The sequence below is a fragment of the Alicyclobacillus sp. CIJ1 genome (assembly GCF_057538885.1).
In genome coordinates this window covers 100,788-115,564 of sequence record NZ_BAAJPH010000137.1, presented here as the reverse complement: position 1 = coordinate 115,564, position 14,777 = coordinate 100,788, and the positions used below count along the sequence as shown (strand labels likewise).

At 63.3% G+C, this 14,777-nt stretch carries 16 protein-coding genes; all 16 read right to left on the bottom strand.

Going from position 1 to position 14,777, the window contains the following annotated elements; genetic code table 11:
* Positions 1–321: 321 nt before the first annotated feature.
* Entirely contained in the window at positions 322–1,116 is a 795-nt protein-coding gene (gene trmD / locus AC27E8_RS12985) for a tRNA (guanosine(37)-N1)-methyltransferase TrmD (protein ID WP_487099687.1), read from the bottom strand.
* On the bottom strand, positions 1,097–1,630 hold the full coding sequence (gene rimM / locus AC27E8_RS12980) for a ribosome maturation factor RimM (protein WP_487099686.1): 534 nt from the start codon (positions 1,628–1,630) through the stop codon (positions 1,097–1,099). Before rimM ends, trmD begins: the two co-directional genes overlap by 20 nt.
* Complete coding sequence (locus AC27E8_RS12975) at positions 1,627–2,049, bottom strand: YlqD family protein (protein WP_487099685.1); 423 nt, start codon at positions 2,047–2,049, stop codon at positions 1,627–1,629. Before AC27E8_RS12975 ends, rimM begins: the two co-directional genes overlap by 4 nt.
* Positions 2,046–2,315 carry a KH domain-containing protein gene (locus AC27E8_RS12970; RefSeq protein ID WP_014464101.1) on the bottom strand — a complete coding sequence of 90 codons (270 nt, stop codon included), beginning with the start codon at positions 2,313–2,315 and terminating at the stop codon, positions 2,046–2,048. The genes AC27E8_RS12975 and AC27E8_RS12970 overlap by 4 nt, the downstream gene beginning before the upstream one ends.
* Positions 2,316–2,356: 41 nt before the next feature.
* Positions 2,357–2,632 carry a 30S ribosomal protein S16 gene (gene rpsP / locus AC27E8_RS12965; RefSeq protein WP_012810708.1) on the bottom strand — a complete coding sequence of 92 codons (276 nt, stop codon included), beginning with the start codon at positions 2,630–2,632 and terminating at the stop codon, positions 2,357–2,359.
* A gap of 26 nt (positions 2,633–2,658) precedes the next feature.
* Positions 2,659–4,098: a signal recognition particle protein gene (gene ffh, locus AC27E8_RS12960; protein WP_487099684.1), complete on the bottom strand. Its 1,440-nt coding sequence runs from the start codon at positions 4,096–4,098 to the stop codon at positions 2,659–2,661.
* Complete coding sequence (gene ylxM / locus AC27E8_RS12955; protein ID WP_487099692.1) at positions 4,076–4,486, bottom strand: YlxM family DNA-binding protein; 411 nt, start codon at positions 4,484–4,486, stop codon at positions 4,076–4,078. The genes ffh and ylxM overlap by 23 nt, the downstream gene beginning before the upstream one ends.
* A 17-nt stretch (positions 4,487–4,503) precedes the next feature.
* On the bottom strand, positions 4,504–5,424 hold the full coding sequence (gene ftsY / locus AC27E8_RS12950) for a signal recognition particle-docking protein FtsY (protein ID WP_487099683.1): 921 nt from the start codon (positions 5,422–5,424) through the stop codon (positions 4,504–4,506).
* A gap of 32 nt (positions 5,425–5,456) precedes the next feature.
* Positions 5,457–9,029, bottom strand: a complete 3,573-nt coding sequence (gene smc / locus AC27E8_RS12945; protein WP_487099682.1) for a chromosome segregation protein SMC — start codon at positions 9,027–9,029, stop codon at positions 5,457–5,459.
* Positions 9,010–9,735: a ribonuclease III gene (gene rnc, locus AC27E8_RS12940; RefSeq protein ID WP_014464095.1), complete on the bottom strand. Its 726-nt coding sequence runs from the start codon at positions 9,733–9,735 to the stop codon at positions 9,010–9,012. The genes smc and rnc overlap by 20 nt, the downstream gene beginning before the upstream one ends.
* A 116-nt stretch (positions 9,736–9,851) precedes the next feature.
* On the bottom strand, positions 9,852–11,093 hold the full coding sequence (gene fabF / locus AC27E8_RS12935) for a beta-ketoacyl-ACP synthase II (protein WP_014464094.1): 1,242 nt from the start codon (positions 11,091–11,093) through the stop codon (positions 9,852–9,854).
* 70 nt (positions 11,094–11,163) lie between these two features.
* The gene (gene acpP / locus AC27E8_RS12930) at positions 11,164–11,403 is read right to left on the bottom strand and encodes an acyl carrier protein (protein WP_008340535.1); all 240 of its coding nucleotides are present in this window, start codon (positions 11,401–11,403) and stop codon (positions 11,164–11,166) included.
* 24 nt (positions 11,404–11,427) lie between these two features.
* Positions 11,428–12,168, bottom strand: a complete 741-nt coding sequence (fabG, locus tag AC27E8_RS12925; RefSeq protein WP_487099681.1) for a 3-oxoacyl-[acyl-carrier-protein] reductase — start codon at positions 12,166–12,168, stop codon at positions 11,428–11,430.
* Positions 12,161–13,120: an ACP S-malonyltransferase gene (fabD, locus tag AC27E8_RS12920; protein WP_487099680.1), complete on the bottom strand. Its 960-nt coding sequence runs from the start codon at positions 13,118–13,120 to the stop codon at positions 12,161–12,163. The genes fabG and fabD overlap by 8 nt, the downstream gene beginning before the upstream one ends.
* Positions 13,117–14,151: a phosphate acyltransferase PlsX gene (plsX, locus tag AC27E8_RS12915; protein ID WP_014464091.1), complete on the bottom strand. Its 1,035-nt coding sequence runs from the start codon at positions 14,149–14,151 to the stop codon at positions 13,117–13,119. Before plsX ends, fabD begins: the two co-directional genes overlap by 4 nt.
* Positions 14,148–14,777 (bottom strand): transcription factor FapR, encoded by a 630-nt coding sequence (fapR, locus tag AC27E8_RS12910; RefSeq protein ID WP_487099679.1) that lies wholly within the window; start codon positions 14,775–14,777, stop codon positions 14,148–14,150. The genes plsX and fapR overlap by 4 nt, the downstream gene beginning before the upstream one ends.

The window sequence follows — 14,777 nt, the reverse complement described above, 5'->3', positions numbered from 1 at the left end:
TCGGTCACAAGGACTTACGGGCTTGGTGGTCTCGTGTGTTTAGTTTTCAAGGAGCGATTCCCGCGCCACCGCGCGAATTTCCTGCCGCCTCGCGGGCGGCGAGAATGATACTATCACCGCCTCCCCCTCTGTGTCAAGGGGGATGTCTATTCAAACGATGCCCAAGGGCTCCCCGATTCATACTCACGATCCCGTCCGATTGGGCTCCAGCCCTCACGTCGACGCTCGACGGATCGTACGGTATCACAGCCTCGGCAGGCGCCGTCATCGGGATACAGCCTTATCTCTTGCGCCTGCTGGGGCTTTGTTATACAGCCGGGTTCACCACACATCGATCCCCGAAAAATCCCCGGCCGCAAAGGCTCGCAGCCATTCGCGATCTCGCTCAGTCAACTGAGCATTTTGGAGAAGATCCGGACGATATTTCCACGTGCGATATAACGCATGCTTCCGCCGCCAGACCTCGATCTTCTGGTGGTGCCCGGACAACAGCGTCTCCGGAACGCGCATGCCGCGAAATTCAGCGGGCCGCGTGAACTGCGGATACTCGAGCAAGCCCGACGTGTGGGACTCCTCCTCCGCCGAAGCCGCATTCCCAAGAACGCCCGGAAGCAGCCGCGCTACGGCGTCGATGACCGCCATGGCGGCGATCTCGCCGCCCGTCAGCACAAAGTCTCCCAACGACAATTCCTCGGTGGCGAGCCCTTGCCGGACGCGATCGTCGAAGCCCTCATAGTGTCCACACAGCAAGACGAGTCGTTGGCTCTTCGCGTATTCCTCCGCGACAGCCTGCGTAAAACGCCGCCCCGACGGGCTAAGCAAGATGATGCGCTCCTCCGGCGGGCTGCCCGGACCCACACGCGCCCGCAGATCGTCCATGGCCGCAAAGATGGGATCGGGCTTCAACAACATGCCGGCTCCCCCACCGTAAGGCGCATCGTCTACCGTGCGATGGCGATCCGTCGCGTATTCGCGAAAATCGACGAGTTCCACGCGCAGCGCTCCCGCTTCCTGGGCGCGTTTCAACATGCTCTCGCCGAGCACGCCCGTGAACATGCCGGGAAAGAGCGTCATGACCACAACATGGAGCGGCACGTCACTCGTCCTCCTCGCCATCCCGAAGGCCCGGCAGAAGATGGACCGTCATGCGGCGCGCTTCCAGGTCTACCGACAAGATGACGTCCCGTATCGCTGGAAGCAATAGGTCTGGCTGCCCCGGCTTTCGCACGACGTACACATCGTTGGCGCCGGGGGTCCAGACTTCGGCCAGCACGCCGAGCGGTTCGCCCTCGTCTGAAATCACTTCGAGGCCAACCAGTTGATGATAGTAATACGCCCCCTCGGGGAGCGGGTGAAGCATGTCCTCCGGGACGCACAGCTCATAGCCGCGCCACGATTCGACGTCCGAGATCGCGTGATAGCCCTTGAATCCGACAATCCATAGATTTTGGTGTTGCCGGCCGCTTCGCACTTCGAGTTCAGCTATCGGTTCCGAACCCGGCGGGCGCAGCCACAGCCGAGATCCCGGGGAAAATCGCTCCTCAGGGAAGTCCGTCCGCGGATACACGCGCACTTCGCCGCGAAGCCCATGCGGCTTGGTGACCACACCCACGGTGTAGTACGCGGTCACCCTTCGATCCGCTGCCCATTTTGGCGGAGTTCGACGACAATCCCGTCTTTCACGATAATCTCCGCCCCGAGCAACACCTTCGTCCAATCGTCGCCCGGCTTGACATCGACTACCGTTTCAACCGTCATATTTTGAATTTCCGTGCCGAGCTCCAGCTGCTGAATCTGCTGCATCTGCCGGAACAACTCTTCTCGCCGCTGCTCTCGCACCCGGCGCTCGTTCTCCAGCTGTTGGCGAACCTGCTGGGCGATCTCGCCTCCCTGGGCCATCGCCTGTTCGATCGCGATCTTCCCCTGCTGCTCCAGTTGTTCGAGTTCGTTCTGAATTTGGTCAATTTGCCGACGATGTTCGGCGATAATCTGCTGTTTCGCTGTTTCGGTCAAGATGAACTTGACGGCTACCGGCTGTCGAATTTTCATTGCGATCTCCCCGCATCCTCGTTGAAACTGCTTTCTTGCGATCCGATGAGGACGTGGACGCGCCGCCCCTGACGATGCGCCGCCGCGCCCACCACGCTCCGCACAGCGTTGGCAATCCGACCCTGCCGCCCGATGACGCGGCCCACGTCGTCGGGGTGCACCGTGACCCGATACGTGGTCACGTCGCCCTCCTGGCGAGCCTCCACGCGCACCTCATCCGGGCGCGTGACCAATGACCGGAACAAGAACTCTACCAAATCCTGCACGGACCGATCACTCCGAAGGGCGGCACACGGCCGCCCGCAGATTACTTCTTCTGGAATTTCTCCTCATGAAATTTCTTCAGGATGCCCTGGAGGTGGAACAGATAGCGGACGCGATCGGACGGCTGCGCCCCCGTGCGGAGCCAATGAAGCGCGCGCTCCTCATCGATTCGAATTTCCGCCGGATCCGTTAACGGGTTGTATGTTCCGATCTCTTCCACAAAACGCCCGTCGCGCGGTGAACGGGCCTCAGCCACCACGACACGATAAAAGGGGCGCTTCTTCGCACCCATCCTCTTCAAACGAATCCTCAATGCCATGAAAACATCGACCTCCTAAATCCATTTCACTTCTTCTTTTTCTTGCGATGCACGCGTTCACGCGGCGGCCCGCCCTCGGCGCCACCGAGTGCAGGGAACCCACCCCCGGTGAGTCCAGGGACGCCTCCCATCGCCCGAAGCGCGTTCATCGCCTGGCGGCGACCCACGCGTTTCCCACCACCTGTCAGATGCTTCATCATCTCACGAACCTGCTCGAACTGATTGATCAACTGGTTCACGTCGCGCACCGTCGTACCGCTGCCGTTGGCGATCCGGCGCCGGCGGCTCGCGTTCAAAATGCCGGGATCTCGGCGCTCCTCGGGTGTCATCGACGAGATGATGGCTTCCAACCGGCGAAAGCGTCGGTCATTCAAATCCAGGTTTTCGAGCCCCTTGACCCGATTCATCCCCGGCAGCATCTTGAGGATCTGATCGAGCGGTCCAAGATTGCGAACCTGGCGGAACATCTCCTGAAAGTCGTCGAGCGTGAAGTTCGCGGATCGCATCCGCGCCTCCATCTCTTTCGCCTTTTCGAGGTCGATTCGCTCCTGCGCCCGCTCGATCAAGCTCAGGACGTCGCCCATTCCCAAAATGCGCGACGCCATGCGCTCCGGATGGAACGGCTCCAGAGGCTCGATCTTCTCGCCCATGCCGACGAACTTGATGGGACAGCCTGTGGCCGCGCGAACGGTCAACGCGGCGCCACCGCGCGCGTCGCCGTCGAGCTTGGTGAGGATGACGCCGGTGACCTCCAGCCGCTGATGGAACGCCTCCGCGACGTGCACCGCGTCCTGCCCCGTCATCGCGTCGACCACCAGAAGGATCTCATGGGGTTCGAGGACCTTCTTCATCGCCTCGAGTTCGCCCATGAGCGCCTCATCGATGTGCAGACGCCCCGCGGTGTCCACGATGACCACGTCAGCACCACGCCGCTCCGCGTCGCGCAAGGCCGCCTGCGCGATCTCGACCGCACCCGCCCCATCGAAGGAAAAGACAGGAACATCGATCTGCTCGCCCAACACCTTCAACTGGTCGACCGCCGCAGGGCGATAGACGTCGGCGGCCACGAGCAGCGGCCGGTGGTTCTGCTGGCGGAAAGCGAGCGCGAGTTTTGCAGCTGTGGTCGTCTTGCCGGCGCCCTGGAGGCCAACAAGCATCACAATGGTGGGAGGCTTCGATGCCATGCGGATGCGAGCCTGCGATCCGCCCATGAGTTCCGTCAATTCCTCATAGACGATCTTCACAACTTGCTGGCCGGGCGTCAGGCTCTTCAGCACGTCCTGCCCCACCGCGCGAGCACGCACGCGGTCGACGAAATCCCGCACGACCTTGACGTTCACGTCCGCAGCGAGGAGCGCGCGGCGAATTTCGCGCATCGCCTCGTCGACGTCAGCCTCGGTCAAGCGGCCCCGACCGCGCAGACGCTGGAAGACCGCCTGCAGGTTATTCGACAGGCTTTCGAACATCCGCATCACCTCCCAACAGAATCGAAACCGTGGCCCCCATGGCGCGCATCGCATCGTCCATGCGACGCCTCACTTCTTCGGGAACGTACGCCGCCGCCTCGCGCCACGCAGACACCATCTGCTCCCATGCCTTCCGCTCGGCCCGCGCGAGTTCCCGGAGGTGAAGCGCCGCTTCGTACGACTCGAGTTGATCTTCGACGCGGCGAAGCTGATCGTGAACCGCCTGCCGGCTGATGGATAAGATCTCGGCGATCTCGCCGAGAGACATATCCTCGAAGTGGTAAAGTTCCACAATCTGCCGCTGACGCTCCGTGAGAAGCGGCTCGTAAAAGGCGTACAGATCGCCCACGCGCGTGACGTCTCTCATACTATCCGGGTTTTCAGTCACTGTCAAGCAAATCTCCTTTACACCCGTGTCTCAGGGCGGCAGATCGCTTCCGCGAACATCCGTGGATCGAAAGGCTGAAGATCGTCCATGCCTTCCCCGAGCCCGATCCACTTGACCGGGATCCCTTCCTCCCGGACGATGGGGAACACGATGCCGCCCTTGGCCGTGCCGTCGAGCTTGGTCACCACAATGCCGGTGACCTGTACGACCTCCTTGAACACGCGCGCCTGCACGAGGCCGTTCTGCCCGGTGGTGCCGTCAATCACCAGAAGCACCTCGTGTGGGGCGCCCGGGAGTTCGCGTTCCGCGACCTTGCGGATCTTGGCAAGCTCGTTCATCAGGTGCGCCTTGTTCTGCAGCCGGCCTGCCGTATCGCAGAGGACGAGATCGCATCGCCGGGCCTTCGCCGCCTGAATGGCGTCGTACACCACAGCGGCGGGATCCGAACCCTGCGCATGGCGCACGACGTCAACGCCGACGCGCTCACCCCACACCATCAACTGCTCGATGGCCGCAGCCCGGAAGGTGTCGGCGGCCGCGAGGATGACGCGTTTGCCCTGGCTCTTGTACGCATGCGCGAGCTTGCCAATCGTCGTCGTCTTCCCGGCGCCGTTGACGCCCACCACGAGCACCACCGTTGGGCCGTCCGGGTTCTCCGCCATCTCTGCGGGCGGACCTAAAAACTCCACCATGACGTCGACCATGACGTCGGGCAGGTCTTCCGCCCGCTCGATGCGCCGCCTGCGCGCCTCGCGCCGGATGGCCTCCACCAGCTCCACGGCGGTATCCACGCCGACGTCAGACAGGATGAGCGTCTCCTCCATCTCCTCGAATACGGAGTCATCCAACCTTCGGCCGCGGAACACCGACAAGAGCCTGTCGGCCATCGCCGCGCGCGACTTCTCAAGTCCCTTTCGAAATCGATCGAACAGCCCCAAGGACTTATCTCCCTTCGCAAAGACTCATCCGCCTACGCCGTTTCATAGTCGATCTCGTCGCTTAAACGCACACTCACCAGCGACGACACCCCGCGTTCGGGCATGGTCACGCCGTACAGCGCGTCCGCCTCCTCCATCGTACCGCGCCTGTGCGTGATGACGATGAACTGCGTGTCGGCGGCGAGCAGGCGAAGCTCGTGCGCGAAGCGAGCCACGTTGGCCTCGTCGAGCGCCGCCTCGACCTCGTCCAACACACAGAACGGGACCGGTCGAACGCGCAGGATGGCGAACAAGAGCGCCATCGCCGTGAGCGCGCGCTCGCCCCCGGAGAGAAGGTTGAGGTTCTGCAATTTCTTTCCAGGAGGCTTCGCCACCACTTCGATGCCGGTGGTGAGGGGGTCCGCCGGGTTCGTCAAGACCAGATCCGCCTCGCCTCCTTGAAACAGGCTGTGAAACGCCTTGCCGAACTCGGCGCGGATCTGCTGAAACGTCTCCATGAACCGTTCTGCCATTTCTTGATCGATCTCGTCGATCAGCTGCTCGAGCTGCTCTCGAGCTGCGACAAGATCGTCACGCTGTTCCGTGAGGAAGCGGACCCGCTCCGACAGCCGCTCATGCTCCTCGATGGCGCCGAGGTTCACGTCGCCGAGCGAAGCGCGCTCCCGCCGGAACGACTCGAGCCGCCGTTCCGTCTCGGCCACAGTGCCCTGAAGAGGATACCGCTCCTTCGCCCACTCGTAGGTCATGCCGAATTGCTCGCCCATCTTCGCGAGCGCGTGGGAGAGATCGGCATCCGCGCGCTCCACGGCGACAAGCGCGCGCTGCAGAGCGGCCTCCTGCTCCTCGGCGATTCGCCGCTTGCGCCGCACCTCGTCCTCGAGCTCGCGAGCTTCGGCCTCCAGTTCCTGTCGCGCTTGACGGGCCGCGGCCAGCGCCTGTTCGAGCGCATCCAGTTCCTCCGCCAGGCGCAAGGCCCCGGCGCGCTCCGATTCGCGCACTGCGGCAAGGCGCGCAGCCTCCGCATCATCGCGTGTCTGCTCCTGGCGCATCTCCGCATAGGCGCGCTCGAGCCGGTCCTTTCGCTCGCGCAACTCGCTCATCCGCTGCGCCAGATTCTCCCGCTCCTGCTCGAGCGTCGCCACCTCAATCCGAAGCCCCGTGAGCCGTTCCTTCGCCTCCGCGAGCTCCGATTCCAGGGCTGCAAGGCGATCTCGGCGGTCCGCGATGGCGGCCGTGATCCGGGCCACCTCGGCCTCCGCTTCCGCCAGCAAGTCCCGGACCTCCGCTTGACGCCGTTCGATCTGTGAGCGATCCGCGGCCAGCGTCTCGCGTTCCCAGTCGAGGGCTTCCATGCGCTCAGTCAACGTCTTGAGCTGAAAGTCCGACTGCCGGTCCTCGTCGTCGAATTGCTTCAGACGACCCAGGCGCACCGCTCGCTCCGCCTCGAGGCGATCCCGTTCGCGCCCGAGTTCGACGACGCGCGCCCGAAGCTCCTTCTGGCGAGCGCTCAGGCGCGCTCGCTCCGCCTCGAGCGCCTTGAGCTTCCCTTCCAAATCCTCGCGCTCGCGTTGGCGGCCGAGCAGTCCCGGCCCCTTGCGATTCACGTGACCCCCGGTCATGAGGCCGCCCGGCGCGATGACATCGCCTTCCAGCGTCACCACGCGAAAGCGGTGGTTCAACGTCCGCGCGATGCGGCTCGCGCGCTCGAGATCCTGGGCGATGACCACGTTTCCAAGCAGGTGTTCAATGGCGTGGCGGAAGCGCTCGTCGAACGAGACGAGATCGCTCGCGAGCCCAAGGAAACCGGGCTCTTGCGCCGCGCGCGACACGAGCCCTTCCTCCATGCGGCGCGACCGAACGACGTCAAGCGGGATGAACGTCGCCCGACCGCCCTGGCGCGCCTTCAATAGGCGAATCGCATCCATCGCGTCCTGCTCCGTCTCGACGACCACGTTCTGCAGCGCGCCGCCCAAAGCTGTCTCCACGGCCAGCTCGTACGTCCGATCCACGCGAATCAGCTCGGCGACGGAGCCGCACACCCCCTTGAGCGCCCCGCGCCTGGCTTGCTGAAGCACCATGCGCACACCGTGCGCGTATCCGTCGTAACCCGCCTCGAGATCGCGCAGCAGTTCCAGGCGGCTTGACAGTCCTTGCACATCCGCCTGCAGGCGATGCCACGCGGATACGGCCTGCGCCTCCTCAGCCGCCGCCCGCTCACGCTCGGCCTCCAATGCGGCCAATTGCCGCTCGAGTTCCTCCAGCTCGCGCCGCGTCTCCTCCGCCCGCTCCGCACGCGCTTGCCTTTCGGCCTCGATGCGGTCCCGCTCCGCTCGAATGCGCGCCGCTTCTTCCTCAAACCGCTCGTGCCGCGTCGCGCCCGCCTGAAGCTTCTCCTCGAGCGTCTTCCACTCGTTGCGAAGCGTGGCCGCGCGGTGATTCGCATCGATCAGTTCCCCGCTCAGGCGGTCGATCTCGTCCGCCAACTCGAACCTCCTGGCGTCGTCTGCCCGCTGGCGCGCGTCCGCGAGCAGGTGTTGTCGCTCCCCGAGCGCCGCGGCGGCCTCCGCCTCGGCCCGCGCAACCGCCTCCATGGCGGCGTCGAGTTCGGCGAGATCGCGCGCCAGCTCGTCCCTGCGCCGCCGCCTGTCTTCCGCTCGCTGCGCCAGGGCTGCGAGTCGCTCCTCCGCCAGCGCGAGCGACCCTTCTGCCTTTTGCCGGGCCTCGACCACCTCGACGTACTGCTGCTGCAGCGACTCGAGCCGCGCCGTGGCCTCGGCAAGCGCCTGCCGCCGCGCCTTCCACGCCTCCTCGCCTTGGCGCATGCGCGCCTGGGCCTCGTTACGCGCAGCCTCCTCGCGAGCCACCTGGTTCTTCAACTGCACGTACCGCTCGTGCAGCCGGTCGATCTCGACGACGAGCAGGGCAATCTCCATCTCCTCGATTTCGTCCGACAACGCTTGATATCGCTCTGCAATCCGCCGCGCCTCCGCGAGCGGACCAAGCTGAGCCTCGAGTTCCGCGAGGATGTCGTCGACCCGCACCAGATTCGCCGCCGTCTCTTCCAACTTTCGCTCCGCCTCTTTGCGACGGTGCTTGAACTTCACGATCCCGGCCGCGTCCTCGAACGGCCCCCGCCGATCCTCCGGCCGCGTGGACAACATTTCCTCAATTTTGCCTTGCCCGATGATGGAATACGCCTCGCGCCCGAGTCCGGTGTCCATGAATAGCTCGTGGATGTCCTTCAGCCGACAAGGCTGGCGATTGATCCAATATTCGCTCTCGCCCGAGCGGAACGCGCGCCGGGTGATGGTCACCTCCTCGAACGTCACCGGCAGGTGATGGTCCGTGTTGTCAAGCGTGATGGACACTTCACAGAAGTTCGTCGCCTTGCGCAGCTCGCTGCCCGCGAAGATCACGTCCTCCATCTTGCTGCCGCGAAGGTTTCGAACGCTCTGCTCGCCCAAGACCCAGCGGAGCGCATCGGCGATGTTGCTCTTGCCGCTGCCGTTCGGGCCCACGATGGCCGTGATGCCGGGAGAAAGGATCATCTGGGTCTTGTCGGCAAACGACTTGAACCCGAGGATGTCAATCTGTTTGAGATACACCGTTGACACGCTCCTCCGAGCGTTCTTCGGAGAGCGAGGCCAGGGCCATCGCCGCCGCCTGCTGCTCCGCCTCCTTCTTGGAACGGCCGATTCCGACGCCGCGAACTTCACCGCCCAGTTCCACCTGAACGACGAATTCGCGCGCATGCGCGGGTCCACGCTCTTCCACGATGACGTACCGAACAGGTGTCTGGTGGCGCTGCTGCACAAGCTCCTGCAGCGCGGTCTTGTAGTCCAGACCAGCGGACACGTCGGGGAGATACGGCACCATGTGCGCGTGGACGAACTGGCGAACGGCCTCCAGACCCTGATCGAGGTACAGTGCCCCGAGGAACGCTTCGAACACGTCGGCCAGGAGAGCTGGGCGAGATCGTCCGCCGCTGCGCTCTTCGCCCCGGCCGAGGCGAATGTACTGATCAAACGACAGCCGCTTCGCGAAGCGGACCAGCGACGCCTCGCAGACGATGGCCGCGCGCATGCGCGTGAGCTCGCCCTCGGGCATCTTGGGGTACGTGCGGTATAAAAAGTCGCTCACGACAAGCTCGAGGACTGCGTCGCCCAAAAACTCGAGGCGCTCGTTGTCCTCCACGTGCAGCTTTCGATGCTCATTGCGGTACGAGGCGTGCGTGAAGGCCTGCTTGAGCAGGTTGATATCGTGGAACTGAAGATTGAGCAACCCTTGGAGTTCAAGCCACTTGTTCTGCAATCCTTTCCTCTCCCCCTTGGGGGCTTTGAGGCGCCGTCTCGCGCCGGAGGCGGTCCCTCAAAGCCCTCATGGTAAAAAGCCCCCGGACAGGCCAGGGGCTTCTCTCTCTTGCGGACTCAGGACACGTACTTGCGGAAGACCAAGCACGCGTTGTGTCCGCCGAACCCGAACGAGTTCGAGAGCACCACGTTGACGTCGGCCCGTCGGGCCTCATTGGGAACGTAGTCGAGATCGCAGTCCGGATCCGGCGTCTCATAGTTGATGGTCGGCGGAATGACGCCGTCGACTAGCGTCATCACGCACGCCACAGCTTCCACGCCGCCCGCCGCGCCGAGCAGATGACCTGTCATCGATTTAATCGAGCTCATCGCGAGCTTGTAGGCATGTTCGCCAAACAAGCGCTTCACTGCGTACGTCTCGATGCGGTCGTTGTAGTCGGTGCTCGTCCCGTGCGCGTTGATGTAGTCGACGTCCGTCGGCGCAAGGCCGGCGTCCTCGAGCGCCGCCTTCATCGCCCGATACGCGCCGTCGCCCTCCGGGTCCGGGGCCGTCACGTGGTACGCATCGCCGGACATCCCGTAGCCGCAGATCTCGGCCAAAATCGTGGCGCCGCGCGCCAAGGCGTGATCCAGCGCCTCGAGAACGAGGATGCCAGCGCCTTCGCCCATCACGAAGCCATCGCGATCTTTGTCGAACGGCCGACTGGCGCGCTGCGGTTCATCGTTGCGCGTGGACAAGGCCTTCATGTTGCAAAAGCCGGCCAGCGCAAGATCGACCACCGCGGCCTCAGCGCCGCCCGCAATCATCACATCGGCCGCACCGCGCTGGATGATCTTAAACGCATCGCCGATCGCGTGCGATCCGGTCGCACACGCGGATACGGGGGAGCTGTTCGGGCCACGCACGCCAAATTCGATCGAGACTTGTCCAGAAGCCATATCGCTGATCATCATCGGCACGAGGAACGGGCTCACGCGCTTCGGCCCGCGCTCGATGAGCGTCCGGTAGTTCGACAGCGTCGTGCTGATGCCGCCGATGCCGGAACCGATGTACACGCCAATGCGATCCCGGTTTTCGTCCGTAATCTCGAGCTTGGACTGAAGGACGGCCTCGTACGCCGCATATAAGGCGTACTGCGTGAACAGGTCCATATGCCGAAGTTCCTTCTTGTCGATATAGCGCTCTGGGTCAAAGTCGTTCACCAAGCCGGCGATTTTACAGGGGTATTCGGAGGTGTCGAACCGATCGATCTCGCGAACGCCCGACCTGCCCGAAAGCAAGCTGTCCCAAAACGCAGGGACGCTGTTTCCGACTGGCGAGACGACCCCAAGCCCCGTCACCACCACGCGTCGTGCCATGGATTCACCCCCCTACATAGCATAAAGCCCCGGCTCGCGCACGGGGACTATGCTACCCAGATTTCGCACATCATCCCTGGTGCTGCTCGATGTATGTAACCACATCGCCGACCGTGCTGATTTTTTCAGCATCCTCATCGGAGATCTCCATATCGAATTCGTCTTCCAGCTCCATGATGAGTTCGACGATATCCAGCGAGTCCGCACCGAGATCGTCCTTGAACGTCGCGTCCAAAGTGACCTTATCCTCATCGACATTCAGTCGATCGACAATGATCTTCTTCACGCGTTCAAACACGTCGTTTGCCATCGTCTCACCTCCTTTTGCAGTATACTACATGGCCATGCCGCCGTCGACAGCGACCACTTGACCCGTGATGTAACGCGCTTTCTCCGACGTCAGGAAGGCGACCGCGTACGCGACCTCCTCCGCCTGCCCCGTCCGCCCGAGCGGGATGTGCGCTAAGAGCTCCCGCATCCGGTCCTCACCCAGATCTCGCGTCATATCCGTGTCGATGTACCCTGGGGCGACGGCATTGACCGTGATGTTGCGAGGCGCGAGCTCTTTTGCGGTGGCCTTCGTCAGACCGACGAGCCCCGCCTTGGCCGCCGCATAGTTCACTTGGCCGGCGTTGCCCATGAGCCCCACCACGGAGGTGATGTTCACGATGGCCCCCCATCTCGCCTTCATCATCGGCCGCGCAACCTCGCGAATCAAATAAAACGCGCCGCGGAGGTTCGTGTCAAGGACCTGGTTGAAATCGTCGTCGCTCATGCGCACTAAGAGTCCGTCGCGCGTGATGCCGGCGTTGTTGACCAGAATGTCGATCCGGCCCATCGCGGCCAATCCGTCCGCCACGAGCCGCTTTGCCTCCTCGGGCTTCGAGACGTCCGCCTGGATGGCAACGGCGCGGCGCCCCATCTCCTCAATGGCGCGAACCACCTCCGCCGCAAGGTCCCCGCCGCTGCGATAATTCACGATCACGTCGCGCCCCTCCGCCGCGAGTTCGAGCGCAATGGCGCGCCCGATGCCGCGCGAAGCGCCCGTCACAAGCGCCACTCGAGCGTCACTCACTGCCTTCACCCCCGCGCGTCAGCATCGCGCACACCTCATCCAACGTCGCAGGATCTTCGGCGTGAGCCGTCTCAAGCGACTTGTCGATTTTGCGCACCAGCCCGCTTAGCACCGTCCCGGGCCCCAATTCTACGACACAGTCCACGCCCAGCCGCTTCATCGACAGGACGCAGTCCACAAACCGTACCGGCATGACCAGTTGTTTCTTCAGCGCGTCGCGCAAATCCGAGGCCATTCGACGGGGATGCCCGTCGATGTTCGCCACCACCGGCGTCTTGGCGTCCGCAAACTCCGTGTCATCCAGAAGCTGCCCCAATCGCTCTGCGGCCGGCTGCATCAGGCTCGAATGAAACGGCCCACTGACGTTGAGGGGCATCACCCGGCGAGCTCCCGCCTCCTTTGCCAAAAGAGAAGCTCGTTCCACCGCGGCCTTGGCTCCGGAAATGACAATCTGTCCTGGGCAATTCACGTTCGCTAACTCGACTGTCTCGCCCGTTTCCTCGCTCGCGCGCTTACACACCTCGCGAAGCGGCTCCTCGTCGAGCCCCAGGACAGCTGCCATGGTGCCTTGCCCCGCCGGATACGCCTCGTCCATCAGCTTTCCGCGCTCATACACGAGCTTGACTGCATCCGCGAAGGAAAGGCTCTTGGCCGCGACAAGCGCCGAGTATTCGCCCAGGCTGTGACCGGCCACGGCGAGCGGCTGAATATCGACGCGATCCACCAGCGCGCGCCACACGGCCACACTGACCGTCAGAAGGGCGGGCTGCGTGTAGTAGGTGAGGCGAAGCGTCTCGTCCGGGCCGTTCAAAATGATGTCCGACAGTTTCATCCCTAGCGTGTCGTCGGCCTCCTCGAGAAGCGCGCGCGCCACAGGGTACTCGTCAAAGATGGCGCGCCCCATGCCGACGTACTGGGCGCCTTGTCCTGGAAACACGAATGCGACGTTCATGTTCGACCCTCTCCGAGTTCGGAATTGGGCACGGACACGTGCCGTTCACCCATGGCCACCGTCAGCTTGTGTAACAGATCATTCGCGATGAACTTTCGGGCCTGGGTGATGGCCATGAACCACGCCCGCGCGTTGCTGCTGCCGTGGGCTTTGAAACAACCGCCGTTCACCCCGAGGAACGGCGCGCCGCCATGTTCAGCCCAGTCGTACCGAGCTCGCATTTGACGCAGCCGCTTCCCCACGAGCAGCGCCGCGAGTCTGCCGCTCATGGTCTTCGTCAGGACGGTGCGGATATCGGAAAACAGGCCGAGGCCAATGCCCTCCGCTAACTTCAGCACGACGTTTCCGACAAACCCGTCGCAGACCACGACGTCCGCGCAGCCCGCCATCATTTCGCGCGCTTCGATGTTGCCAATAAAGTTCAACGGTGACTGGGATAAAAGCGCGAACGCCTGCTTCACCACCGCGTTGCCCTTCGAGTCCTCCGTGCCCACGTTCAACAGCGCGATGCGAGGCTTCTCGATGTCCAAAACGTGACGCACGTAAGCATCCGCCATGTACGCGTAGCTCAGCAAGTTTTCCGCGGAAGCGTCCATCGTCGCGCCTGCGTCGAGCAACAAGACGCCTCGCCCGTCGAACGTCGGCAAGATGGGAGCGAGCGCCGGCCGCTCCACGCCGGGTAAACGCCCGATGATGAGCGTTCCGGCCGCCATGATGGCCCCCGTGTTGCCCGCGGAAACCATCACGTCCGCTTCCCGGTTTGCCACCATCGTGGCAGCCATCACGAGCGACGAGTTGGGCTTTCGCCGTACAGCCCTGACGGGTTCTTCATCCCCCGCAATCACCACATCGGTGTGGCGCACCTCGACATTGTCGGGCAGCCTCGCCCCTCCCAACTCCCGAATCCGCGCCTCATCGCCGATCACGACGAATTTCGTGTCGGTGTACTGAGTCGCAGCCTGGCACAGCGCTTCCATCGGGGCCTCCGGGGCGTAGTCGCCGCCCATCGCGTCCACGGCCATCGTGATCACTCGGTTTCCCCCTCGTTCATCGACTGCACCCCTGCGTGGGAAGGATCTTTGTACACCCAAATCACACCTTCCACCACGGTATCGTGGTCGACGTGGCTCACCGCCCGACAGCGCACGATCCCGCCGTGTTCTCCGATCACGTCCACTCTTGCTCGCACCGTCTCCCCCAGGCGCACGGGGCGCAGAAACCGCAGTTCCGTCTTGGCCGTCACTGCGAAGTCCGCATCCATCACCGCGACAGCGAGGGAATTGATTTGCGCGAAGAGGACGTGGCCGCGCACGATCTGGGTGCGCTTGAAGACGTGATTTATTTGAATCGTCAACTCCGATTCGGCGTGACGGTTCAACTCGAGCTTCGTGAGGCGCCCAATCAGATCCTGCTCGTCGAGCGAACGCACCTGGTCCTGCCGATCCGAGGCCATCCGCCGAATGCGCTCGCGAACCTCGGGAATGTGGAGCGCGCTGCGATCCAGCCGAATCGTCGCGACGCTCACGCCAAATTGTTCCGCCAACTGCTCATCCGTCGCAAACGGATTCTGTTCCAGGAGTGCCACAAGCGCATACCGGCGCTCCGATTTTTTCAGCGCAGATACCCTCTTTCGACCCATCACGTTCCGGTTATCCAT

Coding starts and splice junctions, on each gene's coding strand:
- acpP (WP_008340535.1), bottom strand. CDS start 11,403: ATGGCAAACGACGTGTTTGAACGCGTGAAGAAGATCATTGTCGATCGA.
- fabD (WP_487099680.1), bottom strand. CDS start 13,120: ATGAACGTCGCATTCGTGTTTCCAGGACAAGGCGCCCAGTACGTCGGC.
- AC27E8_RS12975 (WP_487099685.1), bottom strand. CDS start 2,049: ATGAAAATTCGACAGCCGGTAGCCGTCAAGTTCATCTTGACCGAAACA.
- rpsP (WP_012810708.1), bottom strand. CDS start 2,632: ATGGCATTGAGGATTCGTTTGAAGAGGATGGGTGCGAAGAAGCGCCCC.
- fapR (WP_487099679.1), bottom strand. CDS start 14,777: ATGGATAACCGGAACGTGATGGGTCGAAAGAGGGTATCTGCGCTGAAA.
- ffh (WP_487099684.1), bottom strand. CDS start 4,098: ATGTTCGAAAGCCTGTCGAATAACCTGCAGGCGGTCTTCCAGCGTCTG.
- trmD (WP_487099687.1), bottom strand. CDS start 1,116: ATGGCGAGGAGGACGAGTGACGTGCCGCTCCATGTTGTGGTCATGACG.
- fabF (WP_014464094.1), bottom strand. CDS start 11,093: ATGGCACGACGCGTGGTGGTGACGGGGCTTGGGGTCGTCTCGCCAGTC.